Here is a 13084-nt window from a genome sequence, read left to right on the forward strand (position 1 = left end):
ACATCCGTTCACGAACAGGCGGTTATCCGCGCCTGTCCGGCCGGGATCAGCCGTCTTGCCCGGAACCAGCGATGCAATCCGCAACCATTGTGCCTCGCTCAGCTCGTACCGCTTGATCCCCATCACCTGCTCCGCGTCTCGACACGGGCGCCTATGAATCAGCCTTCACGTCGTTTGGGAATCCTGAATGTCGATCCGACCTAGCCCCGCGCCTCGGCGATCAGCTTCGCGGCGTCCGCGCCCGCCCAGTCCATCGCACCGGTCACGCGCCACACCTCCTTGCCGTCCGCCCCGTACAGGATCGTCGTCGGCAGGTTCAGCCCCAGCTTCGTGGTGAACTGAAGGTCGGGATCGAGGTAGGCGGCGAGGTGGGTCAGTTTCCGCTCGGTCAGGAACGGCTGCACCTTGGCGGGTTCGAGATCCTGCGACACCGCCAGCACGGTCAGCGCATCGCCCGACCTCGCCGCCAGCGCATCCAGCGTCGGCATCTCGCGTACGCACGGCGCGCACCATGTCGCCCATACGTTCAGCAGCAGCGGCTTGCCCCGGAACGCGGCCAGCGTCACCGGTTTGCCTGCCCCGTCCCGGAACGCGAAGGCGGGCATCGCCTCGCCCTGGCGGCTGCGATCGACCTTGCCCGGCGTTTCGGGTGCGGCGGCGGTGTTGGCGGGGGCGACATCGGGCACGGTGCCGTCCGCAGTCGCTTGCTCCGGCGCGGCGGCGCGTTTATCGCAACCCCCGACAGCCATCGCCAATCCGAGGAGAAGCGCGATTACCGGGCGCATGACAGGCTCCAACAGCATGTGGGGGGGACGCTTCGCCGAGGGGCCCTCGGCGGTGATGCGCGAGATAAACGCCTCCATCCCGTTCGACAAGCGGATGTGGCGACAGGATATCGCGGGGTCGAAGGCGCATGCGACGATGCTCGGCGCGCAGGGCATCGTCGAGGCGGGCGACGTGGCGACGATCCTGTCGGGGCTCGATGCGGTGGCCGAGGACTATGCCGAGCACGGCGTGCCCGACGACCTCAGCCTCGAAGACATCCATATGCTGACCGAGGCGCGGCTGGCCGACAAGATCGGTCCGGTCGCCGGGCGGCTGCACACCGCGCGCTCGCGCAACGATCAGGTCGCGACCGATTTCCGCCTGTGGGTGCGCGACGCGATCGACGCGGTCGATGCCGCGCTCCGCCAGTTGCAGGCGGCGTTGCTGTCGCGTGCCGGGGAACATGCCGCCAGCGTCATGCCCGGCTTCACCCATCTCCAGGTCGCGCAGCCGGTGACCTTGGGCCATCACCTGATGGCCTATCACGAGATGATCGCGCGCGACCGGGGCCGCTTCGCCGACGCGCGCGCGCGGCTGAACCGCAATCCGCTGGGATCGGCGGCGCTTGCCGGAACCGGCTTTCCGCTCGACCGCGAAGCGACCGCAAAGGCGCTGGGGTTCGACGGGCCGACGCGCAACTCGCTCGATTCGGTCAGCGACCGCGACTTCGCGATCGAATATCTGACGGCGTGCGTGCAATGTTCGCTCCACCTCTCGCGCCTTGCCGAGGAATTCGTGGTGTGGGCGTCGCAGATGTTCGGCTTCGTCTCGCTGTCGGACCAATGGTCGACCGGCAGCTCGATCATGCCGCAGAAGCGCAATCCCGACGCCGCCGAACTGGTGCGCGGGCACAGCGGGCGGATCATGGGCTGCATGACCGCGCTGATGGTGACGATGAAGGGCCTGCCGCTCGCCTATTCCAAGGACATGCAGGACGACAAGCCGCCGGTGTTCGAGGCGACCGACCTGCTCGCGCTCTCCATCGCGGCGATGACCGGCATGGTCGAAAGCGCGACCTTCCGTACCGATCGGATGCGGGCGGCGGCGGAAACCGGCTTCTCGACCGCGACCGACCTTGCCGACTGGCTGGTGCGCGAGGCGGGCGTGCCGTTCCGCGAGGCGCATCACATCACCGGGCGCGCGGTGAAGCTCGCCGAGAGCAGGGGGTGCCGATTGGATGGGCTCACGCTCGACGATCTGGTCGCGATCGACGCGCGGATCACGGCGGGCATCTTCGACGTGCTGAGCGTCGACGCCTCGGTCGCCAGCCGCCGGAGCTTCGGCGGCACCGCGCCCGAACGGGTGCTGGAAGCCATCGCCGCCGCGCGGGGGCAGGGGTGATGCGCCGCGCGCTCGCCCTCGCGCTGCTCGTGGCGCTCGCCGCCTGCGGATCGCGCCGCGACCTGCGCCCGCAGGAAAATGCCGCGCTGCCGCCCGCGCCCTATGGCGCCACCGCCACGCCGACGCCGGGCGAGTTGCTCGATCCGACGACGCAGCAGCGCCCCTCGCGCAGCGACGAGCTGCTGACCGAATCGAAACCGCGCGGCGACGATCCGTTCGCGCTGCCGCCGCGCTAGTCCGTCATCCCCGCGCAGGCGGGGATCCATATACGCCAGCCGCCGCGATCCTGCCCGAACGGTAGCGTCTATGGATTCCCGCCTGCGCGGGAATGACGAATGGGTGACTTGCTCGCCCATCCCCTGCTTCTAGAAGGGTCTCCATGGACAATTTCACCCTCAAGGACGGCATCCTCCACGCCGAGGACGTGGCCCTGCCGACGATCGCCGAAGCGGTCGGCACCCCGGTCTATGTCTATTCCACCGCCACGCTCGAACGCCATGTCCGCGTGTTCCGCGATGCGGTGGCCGGGCTGGGCACGGGCGAGCCGCTGGTCGCCTTCGCGGTGAAGGCCAATCCGAACAAGGCGGTGCTCGCCACCCTCGCCCGCGCGGGCATGGGCGCGGACGTGGTGTCGGGCGGCGAGCTGCACCGCGCGCTGGATGCGGGCATGGCCCCGGAGAACATCGTGTTTTCGGGCGTCGGGAAGACCGCGGACGAGATGGCGCGTGCGCTGGATGCCGACATCGGCCAGTTCAACATCGAATCCGAACCCGAACTCGACATGCTCTCGGCAGTGGCGTCGGCGCTGGGCAGGACCGCGCGCATCGCCATCCGCATCAATCCCGATGTGGTCGCGGGCACCCACGCCAAGATTTCGACCGGGGGCAAGGAGAACAAGTTCGGCATCGGCTATGCCGCCGCCCCCGCCGCCTATGCCCATGCCGCATCGCTGCCGGGCATCCGGGTGCGCGGCGTCGCGGTGCATATCGGCAGCCAGCTGACCGACCTCGTGCCGCTGGAGGCCGCGTTCGGGCGCGTCGGCGCGCTGATCCGCGACCTGCGCGCCGCCGGGCATGATATCACCCATGCCGATCTGGGCGGGGGCCTGGGCGTCCCCTATGATCCCGCCCGGCCGCTGCCGCCGTCGCCTGCCGCCTATGGCGCGATGGTCGCGCGCGCCACCGCCGGATGGGATGCGCGACTGATGTTCGAGCCCGGACGGCTGATCGTCGCCAATGCGGGGGTGCTGCTCAGCCGCGTCATCCGCGTGAAGCAGGGTGCCACCGCGCCGTTCGTCATCGTCGATGCGGCGATGAACGACCTGCTGCGCCCCAGCCTCTACGACGCCTATCACGACATCCGCGCCGTCGCCCCGACCGGCGAGACGGCCCCCGCCAACATCGTCGGCCCCGTCTGCGAGACGGGCGACACCTTTGCGCTGGGCCGCACGATGGACGTGGTCGCCGCCGACGATCTGGTCGCGTTCATGACCGCCGGCGCCTATGGCGCGACCATGGCCTCGACCTACAACTCGCGCGCGCTGGTGCCCGAGGTGCTGGTGTCGGGCGATGCCTTCGCCGTGGTGCGCGAACGCCCGCCGGTCGAGGCGTTGGCTGAGGCCGACCGCCTGCCGCCGTGGCTGGGATGAACGGCCTGCCGATCCTGCTGCGCACCGCCGCCGTGCCGGTGATCCTGCGGGGGACCGGCGAGGCGGCGGACGCCAAGCGCCGCCTGCTCGAGCGCAGCGGGGCGCTGGTCGTGGCCGACCATTCCGATGCGCGCATCGCCGTCGTCGCGATCGGGGACGAAGCCGAGGCGCAGGCCGCGATCGCCGAACTGAAGGGGCGGGGGGTGCTGGTCAATGCGGTCGATCGTCCGGGCGATTGCGACTTCACCCTGCCCGCGATCGTCGATCGCTCGCCGGTGCTGGTGGCGGTATCGACCGGCGGCGTCTCGGCGGGCCTCGCGGCGGCGATCCGCCAGCGGCTGGAGGGCGTGCTGCCCCCCGGCCTGGGCATGCTGGCCGAGGGGCTGGGTGCGGCGCGCGCCGCGCTGCGCGCCCGCTTTCCCGACGGCGGCACCCGCCGCCGTGCGATCGGCGCGGCGGTGGCGGAAGGGGGCGCGCTCGACCCGCTCGTCCCGCATGGCGACGATGCGGTGACACGCTGGCTGGCGGACGCCGCCCCGCCCGCAGGCCGGGTGGAGACGATCCGCCTGCGCTCCGCCGATCCCGACGATCTGACGCTGCGCGAGGCACGCTGGCTGGGGCAGGCCGATCGCCTCCACGCCGCCGCCCATGTCCCCCCCGCGATCCTGTCGCGCGCCCGCGCCGACGCGGTGCGGCTGGACGGCCCGCCTGCCGATCCGCCGCTCCCCGGCCTGACCGTGGTGATCGCATGAGCGGACAGGCATGGGTCGTCACCGGCGGCAAGGCACACCGCATCGCGCCCGAGCACGCCGCCACCGCCGGGGGCGATTTCGTCTGGGTCCACCTCCACGGCGAGGGCGAGGCGATCGCGCCGTGGCTGCGCGGGGAAGCGGGGCTGCCCGACTATGTCGTCGATCCGCTGACCGCGGTCGAGACGCGCCCGCGCTGCGACAGGATCGGGCAAGGCGCGTTCGTCAACCTGCGCGGCCTGTCGGAGGATGAACTGACCAGCGCCGATCCGCTGGCGTCGGTCCGCCTCTATGCCAGCCGCGGCCATGTCCATTCGGTCACGCGCCGCCGCCTCTCGGCGCTGGCACCCGTCGTCGCGCGGGTCGAGCGCGGCGAGATCGTCGATCCCGGCGACCTGATCGTCGCCTTCGCCAGCGCGATCACCGAGGAACTCGATCCCCTGATCGCCGATCTGGGCGACACGCTCGACGCCTGCGAGGAGGCGCTCGACCCCGCGCGCATCTTCGAGCAGCGCCGCGACGTGACGCGCACCCGCGTCCGCGCGATCGGCTATCGCCGCTTCCTCGTGCCGCAGCGCGCGGCGCTCGAAAAGCTCGGGCAGATGCCGGGCGACTGGTTGCAGGACGACGATCGCCTCCACCTCGCCGCCGCCGCCGATCGCGCCGCGCGCATGGCCGAGGAGGTCGATGCCATTCGGGAACGCGCCGCGCTGGTGCACGAGACGCTGACCGACCTGCGCGCCGAACAGCTCGACCAGCGATCCTTGCAGATCGCGATCGTCGCGATGGTGTTCCTGCCGCTGACCTTCGTCACCGGGCTGCTCGGCATGAATGTGAAGGGCATCCCCTTCGCCGACGAACCCTGGGCCTTTGCCGGGGTGGTCGCGCTATGCGCGGGGATGAGCGCCGCGATCGTCGCATGGTTCCGCCGCAAGCACTGGATCGGGCGGTAGGGTTCCTCGTCACCCCAGAACAAGTCCGGGGTGACGGTGGCGCTCAGCGCCCGATGAACCCCAGCATCTGCTCGACCATCAGCTTCAACTGCGCATCGGCCCGTGCCAGTGCGCCTTCCTCGGCGGTGTTGATCGCCACGCCCACCGGCGTCGGCCAGCCGCGCAGCGCATGGGCGACCGTCCGCAGCGTCGCCATCGTCGCCACGGCCGCCTGCCACCCTGCTGCCGTCGCGACGATGCCGACGGGCATCCCGTCGAAATACACCCGGTCGTCGCGGCGCAGCAGTTCGACATGGTCGAGCGCGTTCTTGACCAGCCCCGACAGCGTGCCGTGATAGCCCGGCGACCCGACGATCACCCCGTCCGCATCGCGCAGCGCCGCGACGAACGCCTGGATACCGGCATGGCCCGCGGCATGTTCGGGTTCGTAATTGGGAAAGTCGATCGCCGGACCGGTCAGCAGCGTCGTGCGCGCGCCGAGCGACCGGGCATGCGCCAGTGCCTGCTCCAGCGCGGTGGCGGTGCCGGAGGTGGGGCGAAGCGTGCCGCCCAGCGCGACGATATGCGGTTGCGTCATGGGAACCCGCGCTACCCGAAGGCGCGGCGCAGCGCTAGGCTCGGGGTGGAGTCGGACAACCAAACGCCCCGTTCGTCCCGAGCGCAGTCGAGGGACGGGCCGCAGGCGTCGCGCGATGCATCTCGACCGCGCGCGACACGAACGGCCCTGCCAGCCCGTTATTTCGGCCGCACCATCTCCCACGCCTCGGCAATGTCGCCGAGCGAGGCGGCGGCGTCGCGGAACGGCTGCGGATCGTCGCCGATGCTCGCATCCGCGATCTGTTGCCTCAGGCCCGCATAGAGCCGCGCAAGCGTGTGCGACAGGTCGCCGCCCTTGTCGAAATCGAGTCCCGCCTCCAGCGCGAACAGCACCGCCATCGCCCGCGTCACCCGTTCGCCCTTCATCTGGAAGCGCTGGTTGGCGGCGGCCCATGCCGCCGAACGCAGCGCGCGGATCGCCTCTTCGTACAGCAGCGACACAAGGCCATGCGCGTCCGCCCCGCCGGTGCGCGCGGCAAGGTCGATCTGGCGGTATCGCTGTGCCGGATCGCCCGCAAGGACGGTGGCATAGCGCGCCATCAGCGATCCGCCGTCCACATCTTGACCATCGTCTCCATCTGCGCCTGCTGCGCCTTGTACGCCGCGACCCGCGCTTCGGAGGCGGCGAACTGCTGGGTCATGCGGGTGCTGGCGGTTTCGGAATCGCGGGTGATCTTGGCCTTTTCGTCGTCGATGACCTGTTGCGCCTTGGTATAGCGGGCCGACGTCGCGCCGAGGCCGGTCTGGGTATCGGTCGCCGCCAGCGAAATGGCGTTGAGCGCCGCCGACAGCCCTTTGCCGGTCGCCCCGGTGCCCTGGACGAACATCGCCTCCACGGCGGCGGGATGGTCGTTCAGCGCCCTGGCGAGCTGCGCCGTCTCGACGCGCAGCGTGCCGTCGTTGTTGGTCGCGATGCCGATCTGCGCCAGCGTCGTCGGGCTGCCGTCGGTGGCGCCGGTCAGTTCGGTCAGCGTCAGGCGTTGCAGCGACCGCTTGAGCGTGGCGGTGGCCGAATCGGAGCGCAGCGCCCCGGTCTTGGGATCGAGCGCCTTCTGCACCGTGTCCAGCACGCCGTTGAACGTCGCGACGAAATCATTGACCGCCTGGGTGATCGCATCGGTCGGCGGGGTGGTCCCGATCGTCGCGGGCACACCCGCGGTCAGCCCGTTCAGCTCCAGCCGCACGCCGGGGATCGCCCCGGTCACGCTGTTGCTGTCGCGCGACAGGTCGACACCGTCGACGGTGAATTCGGCATTGCCCGCGCGCGTCACCAGCCGGGCGCCGGTCGCGTCGTCGCCGAAGCCGACGTTCAACCGCTCCAGCCCGTTGCCTTCCGTATCGGGCTGCGCGGTCAGGGTGAACGCCTGCGCCGCGCCGGTTGCGCCCTTCAGCACCAGCCGCTGGCCGCCCGCATCGCTCACCACGCTGGCGGTGACGCCTGCTTTCGCGGCGGTGATCTTGTCGGCGACCGCCTGCAACGAGATGCTGTCTTCGGCGGTGATGACGATCGGATCGATCGCCTTGCCGTTGGACGCGAACAGCCCGTTGCCGTCGACCTGGCCGAGTTCGAGCACCAGCTTGCCCGTGCCGATCGAGCTGCCCTCGGCCAGCGATTCGCGCGTTACCGCCACCTGCGCGCTCGCCAGCCGCGACACCGTCACCGTCGCGCTGGTGCCCGACACGCGCGCGCCGGGCAGCACCGATGCCTTCACCATGCCGCTGCTGCTCGTCAGCTGCGTGGCGAGGGTGCCGCTCTTGACCAGCGTGGTCAGCGCGCCCGCGAAGCCGGTGATGCCGCTGCGCACTTCGGACAGGGTGGAAATCTGCGCGGTCAGCGTGTCGCTGCGCTTCGTCAGCTGCGCGGTCTTGCCCGCGAACTGCGCATCGACCAGGCTCTTGACCAGCGCGACGGTATCGGTGCCGGAGCCGAGGCCCAGCGACTTGGCGATGTTGCCGGTCGTGCTGCTGGCCGAGGTCGCGGCGGGCGTCGGGGTCGGCGTGCTGCTGCTGATCGTGGCCATGTGTCGAAACTCCCCCGCGCGTCTCCCCCATCAAGCGGCGGGCGCGCGCATTCCTTTAGGCGGATGCGGCGGAAAGATTGCCGTTCTCGTCGAAGCGCGCGGCGATCGGCACCTCGACCGGCGGCTGGATGCCCCCCGCCACCTTGTTCACCCCGAACACGAACGCCAGCACCGTCGCGATCGCCATGTACAGGTCGTCGCGCACCTCCTGCCCCTCCTGCGTGGTGTAATAGACCGCGCGGGCGAGCTGGGGATATTCGAGCACCGGCACCGCCCGCTCGGCGGCCAGCTCGCGGATCGCCAGTGCGGTCGCCCCGCGCCCCCTGGCGACCACCACCGGCACCTGGTCGCGCCCCCGGTCATAGCGCAGCGCGACCGCGAAATGCGTCGGGTTGGTCAGCACGACATGCGCCTCGCCCACCGCTTTCCGGAAGCCGCCTTTCAGTATCTGGTGCCGCCGCTGCCGGATCTGCGCCTTGACGTGCGGGTCGCCCTCGACCTCCTTGTGCTCGTCGCGCACCTCCTGCTTGGTCATCATCAGCCGGTTGAGCCGCTGGAAGATCGCCAGCGGCACGTCGAGCCCGGCGATGAGGACGAGGCCCCCGGCCATCACGAACAGCAATGTCAGGAAGGTGCCGCCGAGGTCGCCGACCGCCTGCGCGATGTTCGACGATACCAGCCCCATCGAGCTGACCGCCGCCGACTTCAGCATGACGTATCCGATCGACCCCAGCAGCACGACCTTCAGCAGCGACTTGCCGAGTTCGATCCACCCCTGCGGCCCGAAGATGCGTTTCAGGCCCGATGCCGGGTTGATCCGCGATCCCTTGGGCGCCAGCGCCTTGCCGTCGAAGCGGATGCCGGTCAGCCCGGCCTGCGCCGCGATCCCCGCCACCATCGCAAAGGCGAGCACCGCGCCGAGCGAGGGGGCGAGCTTCCACCCCGCCTCGACGAGCGGTCGCCACGGCTGGAAATCCTCGATATCGCCGCGGCCGAAGGTAAAGCTGGCGGTCATCACCGCCTTGCACGCCGCCACCAGCGACGGCCCGAACATCGCCAGCCAGCCGCATCCGGCAAGGATCACCAGCGCGGTGCCCAGTTCCCTCGACTTCAGGATATCGCCGTCGTCGCGCGCCTTTTGCAGGCGCTTGGCTGTCGGGCTTTCGGTCTTGTCCTCGCTCATCCGAGCACCAGCGTCTTCGTGGCGTCGAGCGCTTCACGCACGATCACCAGCATGTAATCGCTCATCGCGGGCATCGCGACGAACAGCGCGACGACGCCCACGAACAGGCTGGCAGGCAGCCCCACCGCGAACAGGTTGAGCGCGGGGGCCGAGCGCGAGAGCATGCCGACCACGAGGTTCAGGCACAGCAGCAGGAACCCGACCGGCAACGCCAGCAACAGCCCCGCAAGGAACGCATAGCCGCCGAACAGCGCGATATTCTGCAGCTTGGCGGCGCTCAGCCACGCCGCGCCGGGCGGCAGCAGTTCGTACGATCGCACGATCAGCTCGACGAGAATCAGATGCCCGTCGAGTGACAGGAAGAGGAGCGTCAGCAGCACCGACAGGAAGGTGCCGAGCGCGGGGCTCTGCGCGCCGTTCTGCGGATCGACCATCGCCGCGAAGCCGATGCCCATCGACGTGCCGATCACCTCGGCGGCGATCAGCGGTGCCGCGAACGCGATCTGGAGCACGAAGCCGAGTGCAAGGCCCACCAGCGCCTCGGCGAACACGCCGAGGAGGGTGGCGAGCGAGAAGATCTCGGTCGGGATGGCGAAGCTCTGCGCATGCAGCACCAGCACCGCGATCGCGCCCGACAGCAGCACCCGCACCTGCACCGGCATCGCGACCGCACCGAACACCGGGGCCACGACGAACGCCGCGCCGACTCGCACCATCGTGAACAGCAGCGCCCAGAGCTGCGGCTCGACCGAGAGGCCGAGGCCTAGCATGGCGCGCCCCCCCCATGGCCCGTACCTCCGCGCAGGCGGGGGTCCAGAGCCACGATCGCTACCGTCCGTGCTGACCCGCCCTGGACCCCCGCCTGCGCGGGGGTACGGCAGGGTGCGGGTACGACCTGGTCCCCGCCCACCCCGTCATTCCGGCGAAGGCCGGAATCCATTGTGTCGGATGTCATCGACGGCATGCAACCGTCCCCCCAACCATGGATTCCGGCCTCCGCCGGAATGACGAACGTCGCGAACATCACCGCACCAGTTCCGGAATCCGCTCGAAAATCCCGGTCGTGAAATCGCTCAGCAGTCCGAGGATCATCCCGCCGAACACCGCAAGGCTGATGCCCACCACCGCCAGCTTGGGCACGAACGACAGCGTCTGCTCGTTGATTGACGTCGCCGCCTGGATCATGCCGAGGATCAGGCCGGAAAGCAGCGCGGGGATCAGGATCGGGGCCGCGACCAGCGCCAGCACCCACATCGCCTCGCGCGCGACGGTCATGAAATAGCTCGCGTCCATGGGTCTACCTCACGAAGCTGGCGGCAAGGCTGCCCATCGTCAGCGCCCATCCGTCGACCAGCACGAACAGCAGCAGCTTGAACGGCAGCGAGATGATCGTCGGCGACAGCATCATCATGCCCAGCGACATCAGGACGGTGGCGACCACGAGGTCGATGACGATGAACGGCAGGAAGATCAGGAACGCGATCTGGAACGCGGTCTTGAGTTCGCTGGTCACGAACGCGGGCAGCAGGATCGAGAAGGGCGTGTCGGCGGGCGTCGCGATCGGGCCGGACTTGGCCATGTCGGCGAACATCGTCACGTCCTTGGTCCGGGTCTGCTTCAGCATGAAGGCGTGCAGCGGCTTGCCCCCCGCCTCGATCATCTGGGTCGAGGTGATCTGCCCGGCGGCATAGGGCTTGAGCGCGGTCTCGTTGATCTGGCCGATCACCGGCGCCATCACGAAGAACGACAGGAACAGCGACAGCCCGATCAGCACCTGGTTGGGCGGCGTCTGCTGCAACCCCAGCGCCTGGCGCAGTACCGCCAGCACGATGATGATCCGGGTGAAGCTGGTCATCATCAGCAGGATGCCGGGCAGGACCGACAACAGCCCCATCAGGATGAGCACCTGCAGCGACAAGGCCATCGGCGCGTCGTTCTGCCCGCCCAGCTGCGACAGCGCCCGGTCGAGCGCGTCCGCCGCCCCCGGCGTCGCCACCGGTGCCGGTGCCGCGGGCACCCCTTGCGCAAAGGCGGGCACGCACAGGAACAGCATCAGCGCGACGCCGACCAGCGCCAGCAGCAGCTCGGCCCGCCACGGCCGCCGCGCCGGAGCCGGACGCCGCACCTTCACCACGTTTCGACGGGGTAGACTGCTCCGGCCCGCTCCCCCACCCGGCCACCCATCAAGGATACGCTGTGGGTGGCCGGGGGGGGGAGCGGGCCGGAGCCGGGCGAACGGCAAGCGCAGGCTGCTCACTTGTTGCCCCCGTCGAGCAGGGTCACGCCGCTGCGGCTCACCGACACCAGCAGCTGCCGCCCCTGGAATTCCAGCACCGCGATCTTGGTGCCGGTCGACACCATCATCGTCTCGCGCACCTTGACCAGCCGTTCGCCCTGGTTGCCGGGCATCCGCGCCTCCAGCCGCCGCCACAGATACAGGCAGCCGATCATCAGGCCGCACACCAGCGGCAGCAGCACGACCAGCTTCAGGATGTACGACCACATCATCAGCGGGAAACCCGCTTGTCGGGGCTGACCAGCTCGGTCATGCGCACGCCGAAGCGGTCGCCGACCGTCACCACCTCGCCCCGCCCGATCAGCGTGCCGTTGACGAACACGTCGAGCAGCTCGTTGGCGGCGCGGTCCAGCTCGATCACGCTCGATTCGCCCAGCGCGAGGAGTTCGCGCAGGCTCAGGTGGGTCGATCCGATCTCGACCGTGAGCTTCACGTCCACGTCCTGCAACAGCTTGAAATTGGCGGCGAGCGACGCCTCGGCGGGGAAGCCGCCGGTCATGTCGTTCATTGGAAGTCCTCTTCGAAACCGGGGTCGATGTTCAGGAGCCTGATCGCGGCCTGCCCGTTGGCGGTGCCGACGGTGCCGGTGCCGAGCCGCCGGTTGGCAACCCACACGGGCACTTCGGGGCCGAAGCTGATCGGGATGACGTCGCCTTCCTTCAGCTCCAGCAGCAGCCCCAGCGACACCACCGGCTCGGCCAGCACCGATCGCACCGGCAGCTTCACCGCCATCACCGCGCGGGTGAGGCCGGAGCGCCAGCGCGGGTCGGGAGTGGCGGTCTTGCCGTGGACCTTGGTGGTCAGGCGCGGCGCATGCGGCTTCAGCGCGGCGACCGGATAGAGGATGTCGATGAAGGTCGGGCGCCCGTCCTGCGCGGCGATGCCGAAGCGGGTGGCGACCACCGCATCCTCGCCGTCGATCTGCGGCAGCATCGCCGGATTGGCCTCCGGGTTGCCGGGGTCGAACGCGATCCCGGCCAGCGGCCCCCATGCCTCGCTCATCGGCGTGGCGATCGCGCGCGCCACGCGGCGCAGCATCGCCTCGGCGGCGGGGGAGAATTCGCTCGGCATCGGGCTCGGCACGTCGCCGAACCCGCCGAAGAACAGGTCGAGCGCCTCGAGCAGGAACGCCCCGTCCACCACCAGGATGGCGGGCGTGCCCCCGGTCGAGAGCGCCAGCGGCACCCATGCGGTCAGCACCGCCCCCTCGCTCGCCCGCCGTGCGGTGAAGGCGGCGAAGCGGTCGACCTCGACCGGTTCGGCCCAGCTCCGGACCGCGCGGCGCAGCAGCGGCTCGAACACCTGCCGCATCGACCGCGCGAGCCGCGCCGACAGATGCTCGAAGGCATGCAGGTCGCCGAACGGGTTGAGGTTGGTCGCGCCCAGCGAGGGCACATGCGCGGCGGGTGCCGTGCGGCGGGCCTTCTCGCGCCGGTCGGCGGGGGTGGATATGGCGGGCGTGTTAACCATG

The 13084-nt window shown here is 70.0% G+C and carries 16 protein-coding genes and 1 pseudogene; 5 read left to right on the forward strand and 12 right to left on the reverse strand.

The window, feature by feature from the left end:
- Both ABLE43_RS19680 and ABLE43_RS19685 read right to left on the reverse strand, forming a co-directional pair.
- Positions 1-123 (reverse strand): annotated as a pseudogene (locus ABLE43_RS19680) (IS5-like element ISNeu3 family transposase); the annotation flags it as partial.
- Between the two features lie 77 nt (positions 124-200).
- A complete protein-coding gene (locus ABLE43_RS19685; RefSeq protein ID WP_348979848.1) occupies positions 201-749 on the reverse strand; it encodes a TlpA family protein disulfide reductase in 549 nt (182 codons plus the stop codon).
- Between the two features lie 52 nt (positions 750-801).
- On the opposite strand from ABLE43_RS19685, the gene argH reads away from it, so the two are divergent.
- The 5 genes from argH (at position 802) to ABLE43_RS19710 (ending at position 5516) form a co-directional block, all read left to right on the forward strand.
- On the forward strand, positions 802-2166 hold the full coding sequence (argH, locus tag ABLE43_RS19690) for an argininosuccinate lyase (RefSeq protein ID WP_348979849.1): 1365 nt from the start codon (positions 802-804) through the stop codon (positions 2164-2166).
- Entirely contained in the window at positions 2166-2402 is a 237-nt protein-coding gene (locus tag ABLE43_RS19695; RefSeq protein WP_348979850.1) for a hypothetical protein, read from the forward strand. The genes argH and ABLE43_RS19695 overlap by 1 nt, the downstream gene beginning before the upstream one ends.
- A gap of 143 nt (positions 2403-2545) precedes the next feature.
- Positions 2546-3814 carry a diaminopimelate decarboxylase gene (lysA, locus tag ABLE43_RS19700; RefSeq protein WP_348979851.1) on the forward strand — a complete coding sequence of 423 codons (1269 nt, stop codon included), beginning with the start codon at positions 2546-2548 and terminating at the stop codon, positions 3812-3814.
- On the forward strand, positions 3811-4566 hold the full coding sequence (locus ABLE43_RS19705) for a precorrin-2 dehydrogenase/sirohydrochlorin ferrochelatase family protein (protein ID WP_348979852.1): 756 nt from the start codon (positions 3811-3813) through the stop codon (positions 4564-4566). The genes lysA and ABLE43_RS19705 overlap by 4 nt, the downstream gene beginning before the upstream one ends.
- Positions 4563-5516 carry a CorA family divalent cation transporter gene (locus ABLE43_RS19710; RefSeq protein ID WP_348979853.1) on the forward strand — a complete coding sequence of 318 codons (954 nt, stop codon included), beginning with the start codon at positions 4563-4565 and terminating at the stop codon, positions 5514-5516. The genes ABLE43_RS19705 and ABLE43_RS19710 overlap by 4 nt, the downstream gene beginning before the upstream one ends.
- Before the next feature lie 43 nt (positions 5517-5559).
- Here ABLE43_RS19710 and ABLE43_RS19715 read toward each other — a convergent pair whose 3' ends face one another.
- The 10 genes from ABLE43_RS19715 to ABLE43_RS19760 form a co-directional block, all read right to left on the reverse strand.
- The gene (locus ABLE43_RS19715; protein WP_348979854.1) at positions 5560-6093 is read right to left on the reverse strand and encodes an NADPH-dependent FMN reductase; all 534 of its coding nucleotides are present in this window, start codon (positions 6091-6093) and stop codon (positions 5560-5562) included.
- A gap of 158 nt (positions 6094-6251) precedes the next feature.
- Complete coding sequence (locus ABLE43_RS19720) at positions 6252-6653, reverse strand: flagellar export chaperone FliS (protein WP_348979855.1); 402 nt, start codon at positions 6651-6653, stop codon at positions 6252-6254.
- On the reverse strand, positions 6653-8134 hold the full coding sequence (gene fliD, locus ABLE43_RS19725; RefSeq protein WP_348979856.1) for a flagellar filament capping protein FliD: 1482 nt from the start codon (positions 8132-8134) through the stop codon (positions 6653-6655). The genes ABLE43_RS19720 and fliD overlap by 1 nt, the downstream gene beginning before the upstream one ends.
- Before the next feature lie 55 nt (positions 8135-8189).
- Positions 8190-9317, reverse strand: coding sequence for a flagellar type III secretion system protein FlhB (gene flhB, locus ABLE43_RS19730; RefSeq protein WP_348979857.1), 1128 nt, complete (start codon positions 9315-9317; stop codon positions 8190-8192).
- Positions 9314-10087 (reverse strand): flagellar biosynthetic protein FliR, encoded by a 774-nt coding sequence (gene fliR, locus ABLE43_RS19735; RefSeq protein WP_348979858.1) that lies wholly within the window; start codon positions 10085-10087, stop codon positions 9314-9316. Before fliR ends, flhB begins: the two co-directional genes overlap by 4 nt.
- 253 nt (positions 10088-10340) lie before the next feature.
- On the reverse strand, positions 10341-10610 hold the full coding sequence (fliQ, locus tag ABLE43_RS19740) for a flagellar biosynthesis protein FliQ (RefSeq protein ID WP_348979859.1): 270 nt from the start codon (positions 10608-10610) through the stop codon (positions 10341-10343).
- A gap of 4 nt (positions 10611-10614) precedes the next feature.
- Positions 10615-11448: a flagellar type III secretion system pore protein FliP gene (gene fliP, locus ABLE43_RS19745; protein ID WP_348979860.1), complete on the reverse strand. Its 834-nt coding sequence runs from the start codon at positions 11446-11448 to the stop codon at positions 10615-10617.
- Between the two features lie 122 nt (positions 11449-11570).
- Positions 11571-11825 carry a flagellar biosynthetic protein FliO gene (locus ABLE43_RS19750; protein ID WP_055758118.1) on the reverse strand — a complete coding sequence of 85 codons (255 nt, stop codon included), beginning with the start codon at positions 11823-11825 and terminating at the stop codon, positions 11571-11573.
- On the reverse strand, positions 11825-12121 hold the full coding sequence (gene fliN, locus ABLE43_RS19755) for a flagellar motor switch protein FliN (RefSeq protein ID WP_348979861.1): 297 nt from the start codon (positions 12119-12121) through the stop codon (positions 11825-11827). Before fliN ends, ABLE43_RS19750 begins: the two co-directional genes overlap by 1 nt.
- Positions 12118-13083, reverse strand: coding sequence for a FliM/FliN family flagellar motor switch protein (locus tag ABLE43_RS19760; RefSeq protein WP_348979862.1), 966 nt, complete (start codon positions 13081-13083; stop codon positions 12118-12120). Before ABLE43_RS19760 ends, fliN begins: the two co-directional genes overlap by 4 nt.
- Position 13084 lies beyond the last annotated feature (1 nt).

It is taken from the genome of Sphingomonas silueang (assembly GCF_040049155.1).
Classification (GTDB): domain Bacteria; phylum Pseudomonadota; class Alphaproteobacteria; order Sphingomonadales; family Sphingomonadaceae; genus Sphingomonas; species Sphingomonas silueang.

Coding starts and splice junctions, on each gene's coding strand:
- ABLE43_RS19685 (WP_348979848.1), bottom strand. CDS start 749: ATGGCTGTCGGGGGTTGCGATAAACGCGCCGCCGCGCCGGAGCAAGCG.
- argH (WP_348979849.1), top strand. CDS start 802: ATGTGGGGGGGACGCTTCGCCGAGGGGCCCTCGGCGGTGATGCGCGAG.
- ABLE43_RS19695 (WP_348979850.1), top strand. CDS start 2,166: ATGCGCCGCGCGCTCGCCCTCGCGCTGCTCGTGGCGCTCGCCGCCTGC.
- lysA (WP_348979851.1), top strand. CDS start 2,546: ATGGACAATTTCACCCTCAAGGACGGCATCCTCCACGCCGAGGACGTG.
- ABLE43_RS19705 (WP_348979852.1), top strand. CDS start 3,811: ATGAACGGCCTGCCGATCCTGCTGCGCACCGCCGCCGTGCCGGTGATC.
- ABLE43_RS19710 (WP_348979853.1), top strand. CDS start 4,563: ATGAGCGGACAGGCATGGGTCGTCACCGGCGGCAAGGCACACCGCATC.
- ABLE43_RS19715 (WP_348979854.1), bottom strand. CDS start 6,093: ATGACGCAACCGCATATCGTCGCGCTGGGCGGCACGCTTCGCCCCACC.
- ABLE43_RS19720 (WP_348979855.1), bottom strand. CDS start 6,653: ATGGCGCGCTATGCCACCGTCCTTGCGGGCGATCCGGCACAGCGATAC.
- fliD (WP_348979856.1), bottom strand. CDS start 8,134: ATGGCCACGATCAGCAGCAGCACGCCGACCCCGACGCCCGCCGCGACC.
- flhB (WP_348979857.1), bottom strand. CDS start 9,317: ATGAGCGAGGACAAGACCGAAAGCCCGACAGCCAAGCGCCTGCAAAAG.
- fliR (WP_348979858.1), bottom strand. CDS start 10,087: ATGCTAGGCCTCGGCCTCTCGGTCGAGCCGCAGCTCTGGGCGCTGCTG.
- fliQ (WP_348979859.1), bottom strand. CDS start 10,610: ATGGACGCGAGCTATTTCATGACCGTCGCGCGCGAGGCGATGTGGGTG.
- ABLE43_RS19750 (WP_055758118.1), bottom strand. CDS start 11,825: ATGATGTGGTCGTACATCCTGAAGCTGGTCGTGCTGCTGCCGCTGGTG.
- fliN (WP_348979861.1), bottom strand. CDS start 12,121: ATGAACGACATGACCGGCGGCTTCCCCGCCGAGGCGTCGCTCGCCGCC.
- ABLE43_RS19760 (WP_348979862.1), bottom strand. CDS start 13,083: ATGGTTAACACGCCCGCCATATCCACCCCCGCCGACCGGCGCGAGAAG.